This window comes from Pseudomonas sp. CFBP13509 (assembly GCF_005233485.1).
Lineage (GTDB): Bacteria > Pseudomonadota > Gammaproteobacteria > Pseudomonadales > Pseudomonadaceae > Aquipseudomonas > Aquipseudomonas marginalis.
The window spans coordinates 132,545-155,598 of the sequence record NZ_QGAA01000002.1; the positions used below are offsets into that span (position 1 = coordinate 132,545).

The 23,054-nt window shown below is 61.1% G+C and carries 19 protein-coding genes; 5 read left to right on the top strand and 14 right to left on the bottom strand.

Going from position 1 to position 23,054, the window contains the following annotated elements; translation table 11 throughout:
• Positions 1 to 719 precede the first annotated feature (719 nt).
• From PspCFBP13509_RS04045 to amaB, 7 genes are all read right to left on the bottom strand, one after another.
• Positions 720 to 1,436 carry an ABC transporter ATP-binding protein gene (locus PspCFBP13509_RS04045; RefSeq protein ID WP_024073112.1) on the bottom strand — a complete coding sequence of 239 codons (717 nt, stop codon included), beginning with the start codon at positions 1,434 to 1,436 and terminating at the stop codon, positions 720 to 722.
• The gene (locus PspCFBP13509_RS04050; RefSeq protein WP_137211601.1) at positions 1,433 to 2,308 is read right to left on the bottom strand and encodes an ABC transporter ATP-binding protein; all 876 of its coding nucleotides are present in this window, start codon (positions 2,306 to 2,308) and stop codon (positions 1,433 to 1,435) included. Before PspCFBP13509_RS04050 ends, PspCFBP13509_RS04045 begins: the two co-directional genes overlap by 4 nt.
• Positions 2,305 to 3,582, bottom strand: a complete 1,278-nt coding sequence (livM, locus tag PspCFBP13509_RS04055; protein WP_027607702.1) for a high-affinity branched-chain amino acid ABC transporter permease LivM — start codon at positions 3,580 to 3,582, stop codon at positions 2,305 to 2,307. Before livM ends, PspCFBP13509_RS04050 begins: the two co-directional genes overlap by 4 nt.
• A gap of 2 nt (positions 3,583 to 3,584) precedes the next feature.
• Positions 3,585 to 4,499 carry an ABC transporter permease subunit gene (locus PspCFBP13509_RS04060; protein ID WP_003236186.1) on the bottom strand — a complete coding sequence of 305 codons (915 nt, stop codon included), beginning with the start codon at positions 4,497 to 4,499 and terminating at the stop codon, positions 3,585 to 3,587.
• A 182-nt stretch (positions 4,500 to 4,681) separates the two neighbouring features.
• The gene (locus PspCFBP13509_RS04065) at positions 4,682 to 5,818 is read right to left on the bottom strand and encodes a branched-chain amino acid ABC transporter substrate-binding protein (RefSeq protein WP_027607701.1); all 1,137 of its coding nucleotides are present in this window, start codon (positions 5,816 to 5,818) and stop codon (positions 4,682 to 4,684) included.
• Positions 5,819 to 6,192: 374 nt separating this feature from the next.
• On the bottom strand, positions 6,193 to 7,476 hold the full coding sequence (amaA, locus tag PspCFBP13509_RS04070) for an L-pipecolate oxidase (RefSeq protein WP_065925609.1): 1,284 nt from the start codon (positions 7,474 to 7,476) through the stop codon (positions 6,193 to 6,195).
• A 155-nt stretch (positions 7,477 to 7,631) separates the two neighbouring features.
• Positions 7,632 to 9,122, bottom strand: a complete 1,491-nt coding sequence (gene amaB / locus PspCFBP13509_RS04075) for an L-piperidine-6-carboxylate dehydrogenase (RefSeq protein WP_137211602.1) — start codon at positions 9,120 to 9,122, stop codon at positions 7,632 to 7,634.
• A 153-nt stretch (positions 9,123 to 9,275) separates the two neighbouring features.
• Between amaB and PspCFBP13509_RS04080 the strand changes: the two genes are divergently transcribed.
• The 3 genes from PspCFBP13509_RS04080 (at position 9,276) to nadE (ending at position 12,358) form a co-directional block, all read left to right on the top strand.
• Complete coding sequence (locus PspCFBP13509_RS04080; RefSeq protein WP_065925611.1) at positions 9,276 to 10,166, top strand: LysR family transcriptional regulator; 891 nt, start codon at positions 9,276 to 9,278, stop codon at positions 10,164 to 10,166.
• Positions 10,167 to 10,312: 146 nt separating this feature from the next.
• Entirely contained in the window at positions 10,313 to 11,527 is a 1,215-nt protein-coding gene (gene pncB / locus PspCFBP13509_RS04085; RefSeq protein ID WP_065947132.1) for a nicotinate phosphoribosyltransferase, read from the top strand.
• 3 nt (positions 11,528 to 11,530) lie between these two features.
• Positions 11,531 to 12,358, top strand: coding sequence for an ammonia-dependent NAD(+) synthetase (gene nadE, locus PspCFBP13509_RS04090; protein ID WP_027607697.1), 828 nt, complete (start codon positions 11,531 to 11,533; stop codon positions 12,356 to 12,358).
• 74 nt (positions 12,359 to 12,432) lie between these two features.
• On the opposite strand, the gene azu is transcribed toward nadE, so the two are convergent.
• Positions 12,433 to 12,879, bottom strand: coding sequence for an azurin (gene azu / locus PspCFBP13509_RS04095; RefSeq protein WP_027607696.1), 447 nt, complete (start codon positions 12,877 to 12,879; stop codon positions 12,433 to 12,435).
• 332 nt (positions 12,880 to 13,211) lie between these two features.
• Between azu and PspCFBP13509_RS04100 the strand changes: the two genes are divergently transcribed.
• Positions 13,212 to 13,394, top strand: a complete 183-nt coding sequence (locus tag PspCFBP13509_RS04100) for a hypothetical protein (protein ID WP_032890516.1) — start codon at positions 13,212 to 13,214, stop codon at positions 13,392 to 13,394.
• 103 nt (positions 13,395 to 13,497) lie between these two features.
• Here PspCFBP13509_RS04100 and PspCFBP13509_RS04110 read toward each other — a convergent pair whose 3' ends face one another.
• From PspCFBP13509_RS04110 to PspCFBP13509_RS04130, 5 genes are all read right to left on the bottom strand, one after another.
• Entirely contained in the window at positions 13,498 to 14,388 is an 891-nt protein-coding gene (locus PspCFBP13509_RS04110; protein ID WP_065925613.1) for a transglutaminase family protein, read from the bottom strand.
• Entirely contained in the window at positions 14,388 to 16,874 is a 2,487-nt protein-coding gene (locus tag PspCFBP13509_RS04115) for a circularly permuted type 2 ATP-grasp protein (RefSeq protein WP_065925614.1), read from the bottom strand. The genes PspCFBP13509_RS04110 and PspCFBP13509_RS04115 overlap by 1 nt, the downstream gene beginning before the upstream one ends.
• Positions 16,875 to 16,970: 96 nt before the next feature.
• Positions 16,971 to 20,261 (bottom strand): transglutaminase family protein, encoded by a 3,291-nt coding sequence (locus tag PspCFBP13509_RS04120; RefSeq protein ID WP_065925615.1) that lies wholly within the window; start codon positions 20,259 to 20,261, stop codon positions 16,971 to 16,973.
• A gap of 202 nt (positions 20,262 to 20,463) precedes the next feature.
• Positions 20,464 to 20,853, bottom strand: coding sequence for a hypothetical protein (locus PspCFBP13509_RS04125; RefSeq protein ID WP_242001052.1), 390 nt, complete (start codon positions 20,851 to 20,853; stop codon positions 20,464 to 20,466).
• 114 nt (positions 20,854 to 20,967) lie between these two features.
• Complete coding sequence (locus PspCFBP13509_RS04130) at positions 20,968 to 21,882, bottom strand: NAD synthetase (RefSeq protein WP_074848593.1); 915 nt, start codon at positions 21,880 to 21,882, stop codon at positions 20,968 to 20,970.
• A gap of 187 nt (positions 21,883 to 22,069) precedes the next feature.
• Between PspCFBP13509_RS04130 and PspCFBP13509_RS04135 the strand changes: the two genes are divergently transcribed.
• A complete protein-coding gene (locus PspCFBP13509_RS04135; protein ID WP_053134453.1) occupies positions 22,070 to 22,558 on the top strand; it encodes an Hcp family type VI secretion system effector in 489 nt (162 codons plus the stop codon).
• Positions 22,559 to 22,642: 84 nt separating this feature from the next.
• On the opposite strand, the gene PspCFBP13509_RS04140 is transcribed toward PspCFBP13509_RS04135, so the two are convergent.
• Positions 22,643 to 23,038 (bottom strand): hypothetical protein, encoded by a 396-nt coding sequence (locus PspCFBP13509_RS04140; RefSeq protein WP_074848781.1) that lies wholly within the window; start codon positions 23,036 to 23,038, stop codon positions 22,643 to 22,645.
• Positions 23,039 to 23,054: the final 16 nt, after the last annotated feature.

Below are 23,054 nucleotides of genomic sequence, written 5' to 3' on the forward strand. Positions count from 1 at the left end.
AACCGCCATGCACAGAACTTCATGCACGACTGGTCATTTTTTAATCATTCAGACCAAAGCCTTATGAACCGTGGCTTGCAGCCATATGCGCGCAGGTTATCCACAGCTGCGCCCACAGTCTCTGGGGGCAAGTGCAAAACGCTTCAGGCCGCTGTGTACAAGGCTTCCAGGCGATTTTAGAAAGTTTTTTGCTTGACCTGGACGAAGGCGTATGTAGGCCCAGGGGCAGCGGGACAAATCGAGCGATGGCTCCAGGCCAGTCATTCCGGCCTCTGCGGCCGTCTTTCCAGAGTTTAGTCACAGACTTATCCACAGGCGGGCGGGACATATTTCAGTCATATACCTGTGTCTTTAAACAGGTTGACAAACCCCTCGATCGGCCGCGAAAAAGCCACTGATCAAAAAACAACCACACAGCTGAAAGCCACGGTTTTAAAGGGGTTCAGCCAGCTACTCCCACGTTACCCACAGCCGGTTCCACAGTGAATGGGGACAAGTCAAAAGTGTGACAAAACAGGGATTTGCGGCGGCTATATGTCGCGCTTTGGAGGGGGGCTGGATTTGTTTTCCACAATTTGGGATCGGTCTTGCAGGCGACACAAAACAAATGTGAGAGGGGGCTTGCCCCCGATGGCGGTGTGTCAGTTTCAGGTGTGCTGACTGATACAACGCCATCGGGGCAAGCCCCCTCCCACAGGGGTACTGCGTCGTTATTTAGATCAGTGGCCACCGAGGTAAGCGTTGCGCACTTCCTCGTTCACCAGCAGCTCCTTGCCGGTGCCTGTGAGGCGAATCTCACCGTTGACCATCACGTACGCCCGATCCGACAAACGCAGTGCATGGTTGGCGTTCTGCTCCACCAGGAAGATGGTCATCCCGGTGGAGGCCAGCTCGCGCAGGGTGGAAAAGATCTGCTTCACCACAATCGGCGCCAGGCCCAGGCTCGGTTCGTCCAGCAGCAACAGCTTGGGTCGGCTCATCAGCGCGCGGGCGATGGCGAGCATTTGCTGCTCGCCACCGGACATGGTCATGGCGCGCTGGTTACGTCGCTCCTTGAGCCGTGGGAACAGCTCGAACATGCGTTGCATATCTTCCTGGGCGAACTTGTCGCCAATGGGGATGGTGCCCATCAGCAGGTTTTCCTCGACGGTCATGTCGGGGAACACCCGCCGCCCTTCCGGCGACTGTGCAATGCCGTTGGAGGCAATGTAGTGGGACGACTTGTGGGTAATGTCGACGCCGTTGTAGAGGATCTGCCCCGACTCGGCCCGTGGCTGGCCGAAGATCGACATCAGCAGCGTGGATTTACCCGCGCCGTTGGAGCCGATCAAGCTGACGGTTTCGCCTTCGTTGATGTGCAGCGAGACTTTTTTCAGGGCCTGGATCGGGCCGTAGAACACGTCCAGGTCCTTCATTTCGAGGATAGGTGCACTCATACCAGCTCCTCTTCGTCGGCGCCCAGGTAGGCGGCAATCACTTTCGGGTCGTTGCGGATCGCTTCCGGCCCGCCTTCGGCAATCACGTTGCCGTGGTCCAGCACCACAATGTGGTCGGAAATACTCATCACCATGCCCATGTCGTGTTCGATCAGCACCACCGTCAGGTCGTGTTCGTCGCGCAACAGGCGAATCATCGCGCTGAGGGCTTCGGTTTCCTGGGGGTTGAGGCCCGCTGCCGGTTCGTCCAGGCAGATGATCTGCGGCCGGGTGCACATGGCGCGGGCGATTTCCAGGCGGCGCTGTTGGCCGTAGGAAAGCTCACCGGCCAGGCGGTTGGCGCAGTCCACCAGGTCCACCACTTCGAGCCAGTAGAACGCATGGTCGAGGGCATCGCTTTCGGCCTTGCGGTAGCCCTTGGTGTTGAGGATGCCCGCCAGCATGTTGCGGTTGACCCACATGTGCTGGGCCACCAGCAGGTTTTCCAGCACCGACATTTCCTTGAACAGGCGAATGTTCTGGAAGGTCCGGGCCAGGCCGGCGCGGTTGACCAGGTGGGTGCCGCCGAACATCTTGTAGTACACCCGGTTCAAGAAGCTTTTCGGCGACACGAAGTCGACCGCCTTGAAACGTTCGCCGAGCAGCTGGATCACATTGGTCTGCTTGCCGCGGATGTTCAGTTCGATCTTGCCGCCGCTGGCTTTGTAGAAGCCGGTGAGGCAGTTGAACACGGTGGTCTTGCCGGCTCCATTGGGGCCGATCAGGGCGAAGATCGAGTTGCGTTCGACCTTGAGGCTCACATCGCTCAAGGCCTTGATGCCACCGAAGTGCATCATCAGGTGTTCCACGGAGAGGACGACTTCCTTGCTCATGGCGCTACCCCCTTGCGCGGTGTCACACCGGTGCGGCTGATCCGGATCAGGCCGCGCGGTCGCCAGATCATCATCACCACCATCAGCACGCCAAACAGCAGCACGCGGTATTCGCTGAAGCTGCGCAGCAGTTCAGGCGCGACGGTCAACACGAACGCGGCAATCACCACGCCGACCGTCGAGCCCATGCCGCCCAGTACCACGATGGCCAGGATCAGCGCCGACTCGAAGAAGGTGAACGACGACGGGTTGACGAAGCCTTGGTAGCTGGCGAAGAACACCCCGGCCAAACCGGCAGTGGACGCGCCAATGGTGAAGGCCGAGAGCTTGACCAGCACGTGGTTCAGGCCCATGGAGCGGCAGGCGATCTCATCTTCGCGCAAGGCTTCCCAGGCGCGGCCGACCGGCATGCGGGTCAGGCGGTGCTTGATGTACAGCACGGCCAGCACCACCAGGAACAGCACGATGTAGATGAACATGAACTTGATATTGGGGTTGTAGTCGATGCCGAAGAACTCGTGGAACGGAACCCCGCCCTCCTTGGCCTTGCGCCCGAACTCCAGGCCCAGGAAGGTCGGCGAAGGCACCGGCATACCGTTGGGGCCGCCGGTGAACGAGAGCCAGTTGTTGAGCACCAGGCGAATGATTTCACCGAAGCCCAGGGTCACGATGGCCAGGTAGTCACCGTGCATTCGCAGCACCGGAAAGCCGAGTATGCATCCCGCCAGCGCCGCTGCGATGGCTGCCAGCGGCAACACGCTCCAGAAGCCCAGGCCGAGGTATTGATAACCCAGCGCCAGGCCGTAGGCGCCGATGGCGTAGAACGCCACGTAACCCAGGTCGAGCAGCCCGGCCAGGCCGACCACGATGTTCAGGCCCAGGCCCAGCAACACGTAGATCAGCCCGAGGATCACCACGGTCAGCAGGTACTTGTTGGCGAAGATCGGGAACACGATGGCGATCACGATCAGCGCCGGGATGATCCAGCGCAGCCGCGACTTGTAGTCCGGTGGCAGTACATGCACGCCGGAGCCGCTGCTTTCGAAGCCCTGCAGAATCTTCAGGCCCTTGGGGGTTTGCAGGAACAGGCTGAGGGCAAAGCGCCCGGCCATCACGATGGCGACCAGGGTAGCCACACGGGCCGGTTCCAGGTTGAAGCTGTAGCCGTCGAGGACCACGCCGACGATCGGACCGAACACGATCAACGAAATCAGCCCGGCAAGGACCGTATCGACCACACTTTTCTTGATATCGATGGGTTTGGCAGCAGACATGTTTACACCTTAGCCACGAGTGGGCGACCAAGCAGGCCCTGGGGACGGAAAATCAGAATCACCACCAGCAGGGAGAAACTGAACACGTCTTTGTAGTCGGAGTTGATCAACCCCGAGAACAACGACTCGGAAATACCCAGGATGATCCCGCCCAGCATCGCCCCAGGCAGGGAACCGATGCCGCCGAGTACCGCTGCGGTAAACGCCTTGATGCCGATGATGAAGCCGGCGTAGAAGTCGAACGTGCCGTAGTTGAGGGTGATCAGCACGCCGGCCAGGGCCGCCATGGCGGCACCGATGACAAACACGTAGGAGATCACGCGGTCGGTGTTGATCCCCAGGATCGAGGCCATCTTGCGGTCTTGCTGGGTGGCGCGGCACATGCGGCCGAGCTTGGTGTACTTGATGATGTAGGTGAGCAACGCCATGCCGGCAAACGCCGCCACGAGGATGAAGACCTTGGTGTACGTGAGTTGGACGAACCCACTGCCGATGTCGACGCGCCAGGCGCCGGCCAGCAGGGTTGGAATGCCTTGTTGTTTCGCACCCTGGGCGATCTGCGCGTAGTTCTGCAGGATCAGGGAGATGCCGATGGCGCTGATCAGCGGAGCCAGGCGGGTGGAGTTGCGCAGCGGTTTGTAGGCGACCCGTTCGATGACCCAACCGTACACGCCGGTGACGACCACGGTGAAGATCAGGGTGCCGAGAATGAGCAGCGGGAAGGATTCGATGCCGAAGTAAGCCAGCAGTGCCAGACTGATCGCCGCGAGGTAAGCGGAAATCATATAAACCTCGCCGTGGGCGAAGTTGATCATGCCAATGATGCCATAGACCATTGTGTAGCCGATGGCGATCAGGCCATAGACCGACCCGAGGGTCAGGCCGTTGACCAGTTGCTGCAGGAAAATACCATCCATAACGCAATCTCACGCGGTGAGCACCTGCACACCAGTCGGTGTGCGGCGCTTCTGGAGGAAAAGACAGATCTCAATAACAACGCTGTCCCAATGTGGGAGGGGGCTTGCCCCCGATGCGGTGGGTCAGCTGAACAACTGTTGACTGACCCACCGCTTCGGGGACAAGCCCCCTCCCACATGGATTACTTCTGCTTTTCCAGCTGGTGGTATTTGCCGTCTTTATCCCACTGGTAAACCACGTAGTCGGAGACTTTCAGGTCGCCCTTCGCGTCCCAGGTCTTCTCGCCCATCACGGTTTTGACCGGGTGCGCTTTCAGCCATTTGGCCGCGTCTTCGCCCTTGTTGGACTTGGCGCCGTTGAAGCCGGCGGCCAGGGCCTGCAGCGAGGCGTAGGCGTACAGGGTGTAGCCCTCAGGCTCGTAGCCGGCCTTGCGGAACTCTTCCACCACGGCCTTGCTGTCCGGCAGCAGGCGCGGGTCGGCGCCAAAGGTCATGTACACGCCATCGACGTATTGCGCGCCGCCAGCGGTGGCCACCAGTTCATCGGTCACTACGCCGTCATCGGACATGAACTTGACGTCCTTCAGGCCCGCTTCACGAATCTGGCGAACCAATGGACCGGCTTCCGGGTGCAGGCCACCGAAGTACACGACGTCGGCGCCCAGGGAGCGGATTTTGGTGACCAGCGCACTGAAGTCCTTCTCGCCACGGGTCAGGCCTTCTTCCAGCACCGGCTTGACGCCGCGCTTGGTCAACTGGGCAGCGGTGGCGTCGGCCAGGCCTTTGCCGTAGGTGTCCTTGTCGTTGATGACGGCGACTTTCTTGCCCTTGAGCACGTCGACGATGTAGTCGCCGGCGACGATGCCTTGCTGGTCGTCACGCCCGCACATACGGAACATGGCGCCCAGGCCGCGCTCGGTCACTTGTGGGTTGGTAGAGCCTGGGGTGATCGCGATGATGCCCGCTTCGTCGTAGACCTCGGAGGCCGGAATGGTGTTCGACGAGCAGAAGTGCCCGACTACGCCAATCACTTTGTCCTGGTCAGCCAGGCGGTTGGCCACGGCAACGGCCTGTTTCGGCTCACAGGCATCGTCGCCTGCCACCAGCACGACTTTCTCGCCATTGATGCCACCGGCCTTGTTGATCACCTCGGCTGCCGCCTGGGCACCCTTCATGTACTGCTCACCGAACGAGGCGTTGGCGCCGGTCATCGGCCCCGCAACGCCAATCTTCACATCAGCTTGAACAAACGTAGAAACACCCAGCGCCGCTGCAACGGCGAGGGCCAGAAAACCTTTCTTGTAAAACGTCTGGGACATGAGTGGTGCTCCGATATTTTTGATTTTTGGCACGACAACTTGCGTTCAAACTTTTCACTGAAAGCCCAGAGCAAGCCTCGTGCCATTACGTTTTTATTCTTCAAAAAGACACGGTGTCATTGTTATTGCAGGCGTTTCGGCTCCGCTCGCCAGGACGTGCAACCCTCTAGCATCGATAGGTGCAACCCATGGGCCGAAAAAGTACAACCCTGACGGGTCGCACCTGCAACCAAAGCAATAAACGACAGTTCCTACAGCTGTAACAGCCTGCGTAACGGAACTGCACATTTACAGTGCGCAACTGCTACGACCTGCACCAATACAGATTAGTAGCCGGCTAAGAAAATGCAGGCTTCTGAGCGGTATTTCGCTGATCAGATCACGATCCTCAGGCATTGCCCGGCGTGATACAGCGAGAATCCGGCTTCATACAGGCAACTGCGCAGCCCAACCCCGGCCAGCGGTTGCATGGGTGCAAACGGAATCGGCAAGGCTTGGGGATTCTGGTGACATAGATAGTCGGCGAACGCCTTGCCGACCACGCTGCCGGTGGTCACGCCGCGCCCGTTATAGCCGGTTACCGCCACCAGGCCGGGAGCTGGCTCGAACAGGCGCATCAGGTGATCGGGGGTGAAGGCGATGCAGCCGGTCCAGGTGAATTCCCATTGCACCGATTTGAGGTACGGGAAGTAATGTTGCTGCACCCGATCAGCCCACGCCTTGAGGAACCAGGCCGGTTTCTGGTTACCGTTGCCCAGGCTGCCGAGCAACAGGCGGCCATCGGCATCGCGGCGGATGCTGCTCAGTACCTGGCGCGTGTCCCATGAGCCTTGGCCGCCGGGCAGAATCTGCTCGGCGGCGGCGTCGGTCAGCGGCGCGGAGGCGACCTGGTAGTAGTAGCCGGGGAAAAAATTGCGTCGCAGCTCGGTCCACTCACCTTCGGTGTAGGCGTTGGAGGCGATGACCACTTGTGCAGCCTGCACCGAACCGCTGGCGGTCTGAACGGACCAACTCGCACCTTGGCGCTCCAACCGGGCGACCGGAGAATGGTCGAACAACTGCCCGCCAAGCCCCACGGCGGCATTCGCCAGGCCACTGGTGTAGGCCATCGGGTTCAAGGTGCCAGCACGCCGATCCAGCAAGGCGGCGGCGATTTTTTTCGTGCCGGTGGCGTGCTCGCAGGCCTGGCCGGTGAGCAATTCCACCGGCGCGCCACGGCGCTTCCATTGCTCCTCACGACTGCGCAAATCCGCCTCGCCACGGGCGTTATGCGCCATGTGCAAGGTGCCCTCGCGGCGCAATTGGCAATCGATGTTGTATTTGTCGATCAGGCTGAACACCAGCGACGGTGCCGCGCCGAGCATGCGGTTGAGCTGGCTGCCCACCGCTTCGCCGAAACCGGCTTCGATCTCGTCCGGAGGGATCCACAGGCCGGCATTCACCAACCCGACGTTGCGCCCCGAACCACCGTGGCCGGTGCGATGAGCCTCCAGCACGGCGACGCTTTTACCCTGCTCCAGCAAGTGAATGGCGGCCGACAAACCGGTGATGCCGGCGCCGATCACGCACACATCCACCTTGACCTCGCCCTTGAGCGCGGCACGATCCGGCCGGCCAGGGGTGAGGTGTTCCCACAAACATGCTTCGCGTAGTGCCATTGCCAGACTCCGGTGAGACCCAACAAGCGTTTTTCTTGTTCAGCACCATCACTGTAGGAGCGAGCTTGCTCGCGAAAAACGCGAGAGCGGCGCGGGCATTCAGGATGCCCGCGTGATCGTTGACGATCTTCGCGAGCAAGCTCGCTCCTACAGAATCAGTCGAAGGTGATGCCCTGGGCCAGCGGCAACTCCAGCGAATAGTTCACGGTGTTGGTCTGGCGGCGCATGTACCCGCGCCATGCATCCGAACCTGACTCGCGACCGCCACCGGTCTCTTTCTCACCGCCAAACGCGCCGCCAATCTCCGCGCCGCTCGGGCCGATGTTGACGTTGGCGATCCCGCAGTCGCTGCCCACTGCCGACATGAATTGCTCGGCCTCGCGCACGTCAGTGGTGAAGATGCACGACGACAGGCCTTGGGGCACGGCGTTGTTGAGGCGCAGGGCTTCGGCGAAGTCCTTGTAGCCGACGACATACAAAATCGGCGCGAAGGTTTCGGTGCACACCACATCGCTCTGCTCAGGCATTTCGACAATGGCCGGCGACACGTAGTAGGCGTTGGGGAACTTGTCTTCCAACTGGCGCTTGCCGCCGAACACCTTGCCGCCTTCACTCAAGGCCTGCTCCAGGGCGTCCTGCATAGCGTCGAAGCCATGCTTGTCGATCAGCGGGCCAATCAGGTTGCCCTCCAGCGGGTGGCCGATGCGCACTTTCGAATAGGCGGCCTTGAGGCGGGTGACGATTTCTTCCTTGACCGACTCGTGGGCGATCAGGCGGCGCAGGGTGGTGCAGCGCTGGCCGGCGGTGCCGACGGCGCTGAACAGGATGGCGCGCACGGCCATGTTCAGGTCGGCGCTCGGGCCGAGGATCATGGCGTTGTTGCCGCCCAGCTCGAGGATGCTGCGGGCAAACCGCGCGGCAACTTTCGGCGCCACTTCGCGGCCCATGCGGGTGCTGCCGGTGGCGCTGATCAGGGCCACGCGTGGGTCATCCACCAGCGCAGCGCCGGCATCGCGGCCGCCGATGATGACCTGGCTCAGGTATTGCGGCGCGTCCTTGAAATTCTTCAGCACACGCTCGAACAGCGCCTGGCACGCCAGGGCGGTGAGCGGGGTCTTTTCCGACGGTTTCCAGATCACTGCGTTACCGCACACCAGCGCCAGTGTGGTGTTCCACGCCCACACGGCTACCGGGAAGTTGAAGGCGCTGATCACCCCGACCACGCCCAGCGGGTGCCAGGTTTCACGCATATGGTGGCCTGGGCGCTCGGAGGCGATGGTCAAGCCGTACAACTGGCGGGACAGGCCCACGGCGAAGTCGCAGATGTCGATCATTTCCTGCACTTCACCCAGGCCTTCCTGGGTGATCTTGCCGGCCTCCCAGGACACCAGCTCGCCCAGATCGGCCTTGTATTCGCGCAGTACATCGCCGAACTGGCGCACCAACTCGCCGCGGCGGGGTGCCGGCACGTTGCGCCAGGCCTCGAATGCATGCTCGGCGCGACTGACCTGTTGCTCCACCTCGGCGGCACCTTCCCAGTGCACACTGCCGATACGGCTGCCATCAATGGGCGAATGCACGGGTTGTTTACCCGCCTGGTACAGCGCCGGGTTTACCCCGAGACGATCAAGCAATGCGGCAACCATGGGTCACTCCTTTAATCTTCGAACAAAAAATCGCACCGCGGCACGCACGGCGATCCAGGCCTTATTTGTAGCTGGCCCAAGACTTGCCAACAAACGACGATTAGGCGAGATATCATTCCGTTTATTCATGCAAAGAATAAAAAGAGGCATGCCGTGCTGAACAAAAGACATTTGCCCTCGATCACCGCCCTGCAGTGTTTCGAGGCCGCCACCCGCCACCTGAGCTTCACCCGCGCCGCCGAGGAGCTGAACCTCACGCAAAGCGCAGTGAGCAAACAGGTCGCGCAGTTGGAAGAATTGCTCCAGCACCTGCTGTTTCGCCGCGTGCGTCGCCGCTTGCAGATGACTCCGGCAGGCGACCTGTACCTGGTGGAAGTGCGCAAGATCCTCACGCAGGTGGAGATGTCCACCCACTACCTGCGCTCCTATGGCGGCGAGACCGAAGTGTTGCGCGTGTCCACCCCCTACACCTTCGGCGCGCGCTGGCTGGTGCCGCGCCTCAAGGGCTGGCGCCTGCGCCACCCGCAGATCCACTTGGACCTGTGCAACGAACAGGAGCCGGACGAACTGCTGCAAGGCAAGGCCGACATGGCCTTCTACTTCGGCCAGGGCTCGCGCCCCGGCACCGAGAGCCTGAAACTGTTCAGCGAAGAGCTGGTACCGGTGTGCGCCCCGGAAAGCCTGCCGGCGCAGCCCTTCACCGATCCCACGCAACTGAGCGACCTGGTGCTGCTGCAAAACGCCTCGCGCCCCCAGGGCTGGCATGACTGGTTTGCCGATCAGGGGTATCACACCGAGCACAGCTACCACGGGCCGCGTTTCGACACCTTTTATATGTGCATTCGTGCGGCGCAGGTCGGTTGCGGCGTGGCGTTGTTGCCGCGCTTTCTGGTGGAAGAAGAACTGGCCGACGGCAAGCTGGTGATCCCCTGGCAGCATGCAATGCCCAGCCAGGACGCTTATTACCTGGCCTTCCCGGAACACGCGGCGGAGGTGCCCAAGGTGCGGGAGTTTGTGAAGTGGATGATGGAGCAGGTTGTTTAATGCCTGGAATATCGCCATCGGCGGCAAGTGGCCTTGGCAAAAAAAATCACTGGCAAACCTACCCGCGTCTATGCGCCACTAGCCCCCTTCCTTAATTGTGCGTAAAGGTCGGCGCCCATCGCCCGACCTGTCTGGAGATTCCCGTTATGAGCGAGAGTGTGTTTGCCGATCGCATCGTGCAGAACTTGCTCGACACCGACTTCTACAAGCTGACCATGATGCAGGCGGTGCTGCACAACTACCCCAACGTGGAAGTTGAATGGGAGTTTCGTTGCCGCAACAGCGAAGACCTGCGCCCGTACCTGGCGGAGATCCGCTACCAGATCGAGCGCCTCGCCGAGCTGAGCTTGAGCCCCGACCAATTGGGGTTCCTGGAACGCATCAGCTTTATGAAGCCGGATTTTTTGCGTTTTCTCGGGCTGTTTCGCTTCAACCTGCGCTATGTGCAGACCGGCATCGAGAACGGCGAGTTGTTTATCCGCCTGCGCGGGCCGTGGCTGCATGTGATTCTGTTTGAAGTGCCGATGCTGGCGATCGTCAGCGAAGTGCGTAACCGCTACCGCTACCAGACGGTGATCCTCGAACAGGCCCGCGAGCAGCTGTACCGCAAGTTCGACTGGCTGACGGCCAACGCCAGCAGCGACGAGCTGGCCGAATTGCAAGTGGCCGACTTCGGCACGCGCCGACGCTTCTCATACCGCGTGCAGGAAGAGGTGGTCAGCGTGCTCAAGCATGACTTCCCCGGGCGTTTTGTCGGCACCAGCAACGTACACCTGGCCCGCGAGTTCGATATGAAGCCGTTGGGCACCATGGCCCATGAATGGATCATGGCCCACCAGCAACTCGGCCCGCGCCTGATCGACAGCCAGATCGCCGCCCTCGACTGTTGGGTCCGCGAATACCGTGGCCTGCTGGGTATCGCCCTGACCGATTGCATCACCACCGACGCCTTCCTTGGCGACTTCGACTTGTACTTCGCCAAGCTGTTCGATGGCCTGCGCCATGACTCCGGCGACCCGGTGCAGTGGGCCGAAAAAGCCATCGCCCACTACCACAAGCTGGGCATCGAGCCGATGAGCAAGACCCTGGTGTTCTCCGACAGCCTGTCGTTGCCCAAGGCCCTGGAGATATTCCGCGCGTTGCGTGGTCGCATTAATGTGAGCTTCGGCATCGGCACCAACCTGACCTGCGATATTCCAGGGGTGGAACCGATGAGCATCGTGCTTAAAATGACCGCCTGCAATGGCCAGCCCGTCGCGAAGATCTCCGATGAAGCGGGCAAGACCCACTGCACCGACCCGAATTTTGTCGCCTATTTGCGTCATGTTTTCAAAGTACCTGCCATCTCTAGCAAGGAGTGAATCATGCAAGCCGTACAGCGTGAGATTGCTGAACAGCTCAAGGTCCAAGCGCCGTTCAAGGACCAGGCCGCCCTCGAGGCCGAAGTTGCCCGGCGCGTAGCGTTTATCCAGGACTGCCTGCGCAATTCCGGGCTCAAGACACTGGTGCTGGGCATCAGCGGCGGCGTCGACTCCCTGACTGCCGGCCTCTTGGCCCAACGCGCGATGCAGGAACTGCGCTCCCGCACCGGTGACGAGGCCTACCGCTTTATCGCCGTGCGCCTGCCCTACGAAACCCAGTTCGATGAAATCGATGCCCAGGCCTCGGTGGACTTTATCGACCCGGACGAGCGCCACACCGTGAACATCGGCCCGGCGGTGAAAGCCCTGGCCAATGAAGTGGCGGCGTTTGAAGGCAAGGCGGCGGTGTCCCGCGACTTCGTGCTCGGCAACACCAAGGCGCGCATGCGCATGGTGGCGCAGTACACCATCGCCGGCGCGGCCAGCGGCCTGGTGATCGGTACCGATCATGCGGCGGAAGCGGTGATGGGCTTTTTCACCAAGTTCGGCGATGGCGCCTGCGACCTGGCGCCGTTGAGCGGCCTGGTGAAAAACCAGGTACGCGCGATTGCACGGTTCTTTGGTGCGCCGGAGTCGTTGGTGGAGAAGGTGCCGACGGCCGACCTTGAAGACCTGTCGCCAGGTAAGCCGGATGAAGCGTCACATGGCGTGACCTATGCCGAGATCGATGCGTTCCTGCACGGTGAGCCGGTGCGTGAAGAAGCGTTCCGGATTATTTGCGAGACGTACCGCAAGACCGAGCACAAGCGGGTGATGCCGTTTGCGCCTTGAGGTGAGCCAGATAGTGGTGTGTTGATTGGCAGGCAGTCATCGGGGGCAAGCCCCCGATGAACGATAACGCGGTCTTACTTCAGGACCACAGTGCCTTTCATCATCGAGATGTGGCCCGGGAACGAGCAGAAGAACGCGTAATCCGTACCGGCCGCCAGTTTCGAGACATCGAAGGTCACCGAATCCTTCTCGCCGGCACCAATGATCTTGGTGTGGGCGATGATGCGATCGTCACCCTCTTTCAGGTAGTTCTTGTCGATGCCAGCAGCCATGCCATCAGTGGCAACCGGCTGCATGTTGGCGGCACTGGTCAGCACCCAGTTATGACCCATGACGTTTTTCGGCAGGCTGCCGGAGTGAGTCAGCTCGACAGTGAACGTCTTGCAGCTCTTGTCGATCGTGATTTCCTTGGTGTTGAAGGACATCTGGTCAGTGGAGTCGACGGTGACCTTGCACTCTGCAGCAAGCAACTGGCCGCTGGCCAGAGTCAGCAGGGAAACAGCAACGAGTTTGGCAAACATGTGAATCTCCAAGGCAGGGTTTAAACAACGCGTAATGCGACAAGGGTGCCTGAGGCAGGCAAAAATTCTTATGACCTGAATCAACAGATTGTATACAACTTTAGGCTATCAGACTTATCGACACAATCAACCAGCCAAAGTGCCGCAGGCTGTCTATGATCGGCCCATCACCCACTGGAGCCCGAGCCATGCACCTCAACCAACTGTTCAATGGCCTCCTGGCCGCGTACGCCTGCGGTAAGTGAAGGCCAAGCGCCCCTTGAAGCTGCTACCATGTCGTCCCAAGGCAGCTGCGCGCCGCCACCCTCACCTTCGACCCTAGAGGATCGCCCATGGCCAAACCTAATTACTCCTTCGCCAAACGTCAGAGAGACTTGGCCAAGGAACAGAAGAAAGAGGAAAAACTGCAACGCAAGAAAGCCGCTGTCGATGAAGAAGCGGGCGCACTGAACCCGGATGCCGAAGGTGAAGTGGCAGCAGACGAGACTGAAACCCCGAAAGACCCGGCTGAATAATTATTTACTGTAGGAGCGAGCTTGCTCGCGAAGAACGTCAACGATAACGCGGGAAGCCAAGATCAACGCGGCGCCCTCAGGTTCTTCGCGAGCAAGCTCGCTCCTACATCAGCGGCATCACCGTCACCCGCACCTCCGGGTCATGGGTCCCTCCCCCCAGAATCACCCCACGCAACGGCGACACATCGGAGAAATCCCGGCCCCAGGCCAGGGTGATGTGCTCCAGCGCCGGCTGCACATTGTTCGTCGGATCGAAATCCACCCAGCCCGATACCGGGCAATACACCGAGACCCACGCGTGGGAGGCATCGGCGCCGATCAGCCGTGGCTGGCCGGGCGGTGGCTGGGTGAGCAGGTAGCCGCTGATATAACGCGCCGCCAGGCCGCGCGAGCGCAGGCAGGCGAGCATCAGGTGGGCGAAGTCCTGGCACACGCCGCGTCGGCGCTCCAGCACCTCCACCAGCGGCGTGGCGACCTGGGTAGCTTCGGCATCGAAGGTGAATTCGCTGAAGATCTTTTCCATCAAGGCCTGCACCCCCAATAGCAAGGGCGCACCAGGAGGGAAGCAGCTCTCGGAGAACTCGACGAAGGTCTTCTTCAGGTGTACGTAGGGCGATTCGAAGCGATAACGGCAGGCTTCGATCAACTCGGGCGACAGTGGCTGGCTGCTGTAGGTCAGGCTGTCGCGGGTCTGGTCCCAGGCGGGCGAGTGCTGGAAATCCAGCACCGGCCGCGCCAGCACTTCCACAGTCAGCCCAGCGTTCACCAGTAATTCATCATGGGGCCGCTCGAACGCCAGGCGGGTGATCGGGTTGCCGAACACGTCCAGCTCATCCCGGCGTGACGACGGCTGCGGGCTGATATCCAGTTGCTGGTCGCTGCAACGCTGCCAGGCGCACGGCCTCGGCCATAAATGCGCGAGCTGCTGGGCCAGGGACACCGGGCTGTCGTAGTGGTAATGGGTATCGTGGAAAATCTGGTAGCGCGCACTCATCACACCGACACCGTTTGCTGACTGACATCATCCACATGGGCAAAGTGGCGCAAAGCCAGACGATCCGACACTTGCCCACTCTCATCGGCGACCGCCTGCAGCAGGTCGGCCAGGCCTTCCAGTGCGGCACGCACGCTGGATTCGCCAAACAACGGGTTCTCCAGGCACGCCAGGTCGAAACGCGCCAGGCGCTCCACCAACGGCGCCAACCCGGTCTCCCGTGGCACACCGAAATCATCATTAAGACGGCGCAGGGTACGGCTCACCAGTTTCAGCTGGAACAGCACCGCGTGGGGGTTCTGTTCATCCAGCAACAACAAATCCAGGACCGGAATCAGCTGCGGCACCGCCAGGTAGCGCGAGCGGTAGGTGATGCTGCTGTTGCCGAGCTCCAGCAACCACTCCAGGCCCGCTTGATCGAACACCGCCACGCCGCGCAGGAATGCCGCCAGGCTGCTGCTGAGAAATTGCAGGCGCTCGATGCGCCGGCCCATCATCAGGAAGCGCCAGCCTTCGTCGCGGGTCATGTCGTCGAGGGCAAACCCGGACAGCGCCGCCAGGGACATTACCAGGCGGTTGAGAAAGTCCAGCAACTCACCAAAATCCGGGCTTTCGCTCTCCAGCTCCAGGGCTTCGCGCTGCAACTCCACCAGGGCCTGCCAGTTCTCACGGGACAACTTGCCGCGCACCTGGGACGCCGCCCACTGCAAGCGTTGCAGGTTGGCGCGCAGGCTCGACGGCCAATCATCGCCGAGCAAGGCCGCCTGCAAACGCTCGGGCAGCTCGCCCTCCTCCGGCAGCAGGCGCAGGTTTTCACCCAACTCGACCGCCGCCTGCAAGGCCAAGGGGTCGTCGCCGTCGACATAGCGCGCCAGCACGATGCGCAGCCAGCGTGCGCTGTCGTCGCAGCGCTCGCAGTAACGGCCGAACCAGAACAGGTTTTCCACCACGCGGGACGGCAGATAAGGGTCGCGGCGCACCAGGTCGTGTGCACCAATCGCGCGCTGGGCGCGCCAATGCTCGCCACTGCTGGCGCGTTCGCCCAGCACCCAGGTGTCCTTGCTGGCGCCGCCGCGTTGCATCGACACCACTTCGGCATCGGCGTCCGCCGCCACACGGGTCAGGCCGCCGGGCAGTACGCGGTAGCCCTCCGCGCTGGCCACGGCATACACGCGCATGCCGATGGCGCGGTGTTGCAGGTGATCCTCCACGGTGTGCCACACCGGTGCCTGGGACAGTTGTGCCAGCTCCTGGGCGACGTAGGCGTAAGGCCGCGCGCGCATGCGTTCGGCCAAGGCCTGGCGTTGCTCGTCATTCAAGTCGCGACCGAATACCGGGGCAAAACTTTGCGACGGAAACGCCGGTTTGATCAGCAGTTCCGGCAGTTTCTCCAAGGCCTCGGCGAGCACCGGCGCCTCACCGCACCACCAGGTGGCGATGGAGGGCAAGAGCAATTCTTCGCCGAACAGGAACTGGTTGATCCTGGGCAGAAAGCCGAGCAAACCGGGGGACTCCAGCACGCCGCTGCCCAGGGCATTGGCCACCAGTACATTGCCCTGGCGCGCGGCGTCGAGCAGGCCGGGTACGCCGAGGGCGGAGTCGGTGCGCAGCTCCAGCGGGTCACAGAAGTCATCGTCGAGGCGACGCATGATCGCGTGCACCCGGCGCAGGCCACTGAGGGTTTTCAGGAACACCGTGCTGTCGCGCACCGTGAGGTCGCCGCCTTCCACCAGCGGGTAGCCGAGCTGACGCGCGAGGTACAGGTGTTCAAAATAGCTTTCGTTGAAACGCCCAGGGGTGAGCAACACGATCAGCGGTGGCTGGTCATCGCTCGGCGCCTGGCGGGCCAGGGTTTCCTGGAGCGTGCGGAAGAAACCGGTGAGGTGCTGCACCTGCAGATCACGGTACAGGTCCGGAAAGGCGCGGGACACGATGGTGCGGTTTTCCAACGCATAACCGGCGCCCGAAGGCGCTTGCGTACGGTCGGCGGTGACCCACCAGCGGCCATCCGGGGTACGCGCCAGGTCCACGGCATACAGGTGCAGAAACGCACCGTCAGGCGGTTGGATGCCCTGGCACGGCCAGAGGAAATTGTTATGCCCGAACACCAGTTCGGCCGGCAGCAGGCCTTCCTTGATCAAGCGTTGCGGCCCGTAGAGGTCCGCCAGTACGGCGTTGAGCAGACGCGCACGCTGGGCGATACCGGCTGACAGCTGCTGCCATTCATCGGCCGCCAGCACATGGGGCAGCAGGTCCAGTTCCCAAGGGCGATCGGCGCCCTTGGGGTCGGCGTAGACGTTATAGGTGACGCCGTTTTCCTGGATCTGCCTTGTCAGCAGCGCCTGGCGCTGGGCCAGTTGCGCGGGTGTGCTGCGTTGAAGGTGATCGAGCAAGCGCTGCCAATGGGCGCGTACTGCGCCACTGTCGTCCAGCAGTTCGTGATAAGTACCCGCGGTCAGCGGGTATTGGTCGAGCAAGTCGGGCATGGAACGCTCGGCAGAGGCAAAGGGGCTCAGTTTAATTCAAATTCACTGCAATCTAATGTGGGAGGGCGCTTGCTCCCTCCCACATTGTGATCGCTTTTAGTCATTTTTATTGGGGTGACGCCGCAGATCCAGGGTCATCGGCAATTCGTCATTGATCACAACACTCGGCACGGTGAGCTTTCCTGGTGTATGGCCGAGACGGAAAAACCGCGCCATGCGCCGGCTCTCCGCCTCATTGGCGTTTACCGGCAGGCTGTCGTAGTTACGCCCGCCCGGATGCGCAACATGGTACTGGCAGCCGCCCAGGGAGCGCTGCATCCAGGTGTCCAGCAGGTCGAACACCAGCGGCGCATGCACCGGGATGGTCGGTTGCAGGCAATTGGCCGGTTGCCAGGCGCGGTAACGCACGCCGGCGACGAACTCGCCAATGCGCCCGGTCGGTTGCAGCGGCACCGGGATGCCATTGCAGGTCAGCAGGTAGCGTTGCGGCGGCAGCCCACTCACCTTCACCTGCAAGCGCTCCAGGGACGAATCCACATAGCGCACCGTGCCGCCCACCGCGCCCTCTTCGCCCAGTACATGCCAAGGCTCCAGGGCCTGGCGCAGTTCCAGTTCGATCCCGCTGACGGCGTAATCGCCCACCTTGGGGAAGCGGAACTCCAGGTGCGCGGCGAACCATTCGGCGCGTAACGGGTAACCGGCGGCGTTCAACTCGACGATCACGTCGGCAAAATCCTGCTCGATAAAGTGCGGCAACAGGAAGCGGTCATGCAATTCGGTGCCCCAACGCGCCAGTTTCGGCGGCGCATAGGGTTCACGCCAGAAGCGCGCCACCAAGGCCCGCAGCAGCAATTGCTGGGTCAGGCTCATGCGTGCGTGGGGCGGCATTTCAAAGGCCCGCAACTCGAGAAGGCCCAGGCGGCCAGTGGCACCGTCGGGCGAGTAGAGTTTGTCGATACAGAATTCGGCGCGGTGGGTATTGCCCGTTACGTCGATCAACAGGTTGCGCAGCAGGCGATCCACCAACCAGGGCGGGCATTCTTCACCCGGCTGCGGCATTTGCGCAAAGGCGATTTCCAGCTCATACAGCGCGTCGTTGCGGGCTTCGTCGACCCGCGGTGCCTGGGAGGTCGGGCCGATAAACAGGCCGGAAAACAGGTACGACAGCGAGGGGTGGTTATGCCAATAGCTGATCAGGCTGCGCAGCAGGTCGGGCCGGCGCAGGAACGGCGAGTCCTTGGGCGTCGCGCCCCCCAGCACAAAGTGGTTACCGCCGCCGGTGCCGGTATGGCGGCCGTCGATCATGAACTTCTCGGTGGTCAGCCGGGTCTGCCGCGCCTCCTCGTAGAGGAATTCGGTGCGTTCCACCAACTCGTCCCAGGTCGCGGACGGCTGCACGTTGACCTCGATCACACCCGGATCCGGCGTGACGCGGAAGTTGCTCAGGCGCATATCGAACGGTGGTTCGTAGCCTTCCAGCAGCACCGGGCAGTGCAATTCCTCGGCGGTGGCTTCGATGGCGGCCACCAGTTCCAGGTAATCCTCGACGCGTTCCAGGGGCGGCATAAACAAGTACAGGCGCCCTTCCCGCGCTTCGGCACACAGGGCGGTGCGGGTCAGCCAGTCGGCGGACTCGTCGACCTCGGGCACTCGCTCGTCGCTCGGCGCGGGGTCGCCATGGCTTTGCAGTTGTGTGCTGGTCGGCAGTTCCGGCTGATCCTGGTTAGGGTCGGTGGGGTGCACGAACGGATACTCCGCTGCCGTCACCCACGGCTGCGAGGCCAACGGCAGGCGATAGCCCAGCGGCGAATCCCCCGGCACCAGACGGCAATGGTTATCGCGCAGGTACCAGCGCCCGCTCTGCCAGCGGTCATTGGCCGCCGTACGAGCCAGCGGCAGTACCTGGCCGATGACTTTATCCAGGCCCTGGCTGAACACCTTGCGCAAGCGTTCGCGCTCCAGTTCGTCGCTCAAGCGCGGGTCCTGGGCCGTGACGTTTTGCGGCAACGCACCTTCGCGCCACAGGTAGTAGAAGTTGTCTTCGAAGGCCGGGAATACAAAGCGCGCCGGCAACTTCAGGCGCTCGGCGACGCTGGCCAGGAAGCGCCCGGCCATTACGCCATCGGCGCCGTAGTCCTGTTGTTCATCGGCGATCAGCGCGCTGTTGTGCCAGATGGGCACACCGTCACGGCGCCAGTAGCAGTTAAGCGACCAGCGCGGCAATTGCTCGCCGGGGTACCATTTGCCCTGGCCGAAGTGCACCAGGCCCTTGGGCGCGTAATGCTTGCGCATGCGCTGGAACAGTTCGGCGGACAAGCGCCGCTTATCCGGCCCGAGGGCTGCGGTGTTCCACTCGGCGCCGTCGGGGTCGTCGATGGAGACGAAGGTCGGCTCGCCGCCCATGGTCAGGCGTACATCATCCTTGAGCAGGTCGCCATCGATCTGCCGGCCCAGGGCCTGGATCGCCAGCCATTGCTCTTCGGTGTAGGGCTTGGTGACCCGTGGCGCTTCCCAGATGCGCTCCACCGACATCTCGTGGGTAAATTCGCACTCGCAGGGTTCCACCAGCCCACTGATCGGCGCGGCGGACGATGGATCGGGACTACAGGCCAACGGGATGTGCCCTTCACCGGCGAACAACCCGGAGGTGGCATCCAGGCCGATCCAGCCGGCACCGGGCAAATACACTTCGCACCAGGCGTGCAGGTCGGTGAAGTCGACTTCGGTGCCGGAGGGGCCGTCGAGGGCTTTGACGTCGGCGGTCAGCTGGATCAGATAACCGGACACAAACCGCGCCGCCAACCCGAGGTTGCGCAGCAATTGCACCAGCAGCCAGGCCGAATCGCGGCAGGAGCCGGAAGCGTTTTCCAGGGTGAATTCCGGGGTTTGCACCCCCGGTTCCATGCGGATCAGGTAGCCGATGTCGGCGGCCAGGCGCTGGTTGAGGCCCACCAGGAAGTCCACGGCCGGCAACGGCGTGCGGTCGATACCCGCCAGGTAGGCGGCAAACCTCGGCGTCAGCGGCAGGGTTTCCAAGTACGGCGCCAGCTCGCGCTGTTCATCGGCGGCGTAGCTGAAGGGGATTTTTTCGGCGTAGGGCTCAAGGAAAAAATCGAACGGGTTGAACACCGCCATCTCGGCGACCAGGTCAACCTCAATGCGCAGTTCATCGGTCTTTTCCGGGAACACCAGACGCGCCAGGTAATTGCCCTGGGGGTCCTGCTGCCAATTGATGAAGTGCTGCTCGGGCAGCACTTTGAGTGCATAGGACAAAATCCGCGTACGGCTATGGGCCGCCGGGCGCAGACGCACGATCTGTGGGCCAAGTTCGACCGCGCGGTCGTAGCGGTAATGCGTAACATGGTGCAACGCGACATGAATCGACACGGCGGCCTCCTGCGAGCCAGGGCATGGACACAAAGCGCGCAAGACTTATGCCAGAGCGGCGGTCATTGCGCTTTATCGTAAGACCCGGTGCAGTACAGCACCAAAACGGCGCTGTGGCTGCGGTAATGGTGCAAGGGTTGCACATATTTGTGGCGGATGTGGGTGGGGCGGTATCGAATGGGTGGGCGCCGGGGGTGGGGAATCACCTCGGTTTCTTTATTCTGATGATTGCGCGCTCGTGTTTGCGGCGCTTTTCAATGGCCACCATTATCTTGCCCCGCATGTCGCGAAGTTCTACGTAGATGTCACGCATTTCGCGGTGGCGTTTACTACTAAGCAATACGAGGCCGAGCAGCGGCCACACGATGCTTTCTGCGTAAATGAATGGGTGCGGTGAAAACTGAAAAGCTGGTAAAGCGAATAACAAGCAGGCCATGAAAAGACCATACATGCCCCAGACCCATTTCGGCCGCCCGCAGACAATCATGACATTGCAGAGGGTGATAAAGAGGGCCAATATCCCACAGGCATTTACAGCAGCAGACGTCGATAATGCCCAGGGGGCTGCTCGCGGATAGTAGTGTTCCAGCAAGTGCCACAACCGCAGTCCCACCCAAAAGTCCCATAAAGATCGCACTGATAAAAACGGGAAAGTAACGCAAAAGAAAAGGGCGTCTCGGTATGAGATATCTCGTTTTGAGTAATCTCATTCTGAAATTTCCTCATACAGCCCAACCGCGATGATCCGTATGTTCCCGGACCGCACGCTGCCAGCAACGCCCGACACCGCGCCAACGGCATCGAGCATCTGCATGATGGTCCCACGCCTCACTTCTGCCGAGGTGTGGCGCCTGGGCATCTCTCCAGCCATTTGTTTGAGTTTGACCATTTTCCGGGTCATATCAGGATGGTTGATACTCAGTAATTCCTTGGTGAGCTTTACCCGTTCCTGCCGATTCAAGCCTTTGAGTACCTGATGCGTATTTTTTCCTGTTGCCTTTTTCAGCATATTGACGAACCGGATCGTAGACATTGCCGTGTTGCCGATACTTAACAATGAAGCCGCATCCAGCCCAATAGTTACGGCTTGGTACCATTCATTGCTGTCCAACTCGTCGTTGCGCGCAGGGTCTACATATTCATATCGCGTTCGCTGAAAACCCATAATGCACTGAACACTGCTGGCTGAGGCGCCTACGACGCTAATCGCAGCCGCTACGCCAGAGCCCCCAAAAGTAAATGGACTCAACCCGAACCCACCCGCTATCACCACCCAACTAATCACCGCCGACGTACACGCCAACGCCGCATTCACCGCCTCAAACGCCACCTGCGACTCGCGCGGCTCATTCGCCAGCCGCCGAGCAAACTCCACCCGTCCGACATAGCTTGGCGCCTCACGCAAAATCACCGTCTTCGGCGCCACGCTGCAAATCGGCTGGAACTCACGCAACACAACCGCACGCAACTGAGCATCGAGATACACCACCCCCGCACCGACGATGGCGGGATCAGCATCAATCGCCGCAAACAACTTTTGCAGATCAATACTGCTTTCTATCCACTGCCGCGTCGTGAGATGCGCACTGGGAAACCCGTCTTTCAACACGTTGGAAGTCATCCCTTTACTCCGATTTTTCACAAGAGCGCAGAGGTTAAAGACTGACTATCCGCAAAAAATGTCAGAAGCTTCGCTTTATCAAGACAGGCACTTCCTGATCACGATGTAGCGTCTTGTAGGCCATATCCCGAATAGGAAAAAGTACGCCGCGCGCCACTACCGGCGAGCAACCAAACAGGGAGCGACCATGGCAACCGATATGTTTTTGAAGCTGGGGGACATCAAGGGTGAGTCCAAGGATCAGGTGCATCGCGATGAAATCGAGATCAGCAAATGGGGCTGGGGCATGTCCCAGACAGGCTCCATGCATACCGGCAGCGGCGGCGGTGCCGGCAAGGTCAATATTGAAAACCTGTCCATCTCCAAGGTCATGGACAAATCTTCACCCAACCTCATGATGGCCTGCTCTACTGGCAAGCATTACCCCGAGGCCAGGCTGGTGGTGCGCAAGGCTGGCGGCAGCAGTGCCGTGGAGTATCTGGTGATCACGATGAAGGAGGTCATGGTCATCTCGTACCAGACCGATGCGGTAACGACAGACGACACATTGACTGAAGTCATCGGCCTGAACTTCGCCACGGTCGAAGTCAGTTACCAGCCGCAGAAAGCCGATGGTGGCAAGGACGGCGGCGCCGTCAAGTACGGCTGGAACATTCGCCAGAACATCAAAACCTGAAAATACGCGCCGGGACCACACTCCAGCCCCGGCGTACTCACTTTTGTCCCAAGGTGCGAAGACACAGGTGACGAATCTACTCAGTCAACGGGCTTTTCGCTGTGCGATGACGGCTTGGCGCAGGCGGCGGACTTCCTGCAGCCGTTGGCGCATTTCGCGGTGGCGCCTGCTGTTGAGCAACAGCAAGCCCAGCAACGGAAACAGCACCGCCGAGCCATAGACCAGGGTGTTGATACCGTATTGAATCATCGGCAACACGAACAACAGGCAGCACACCAGGTAGCCCGCCACGAGCCGGGTGGCCCAGCGATACCCGCGAGCGATCATCACGCTGCCAAACACCAGCACCGCCACCAGCACCAGGATCGCAGCCCCCGAATAGCTGGACTTGAGCGCTGGATCAACCCCGCGCAGGTACGTCACACCGGCCATGGATACCGCCGCCGAGCCGGAGAAGATCGCCATGAAAATCGTCCCCATGAAGACCGGGAAATAG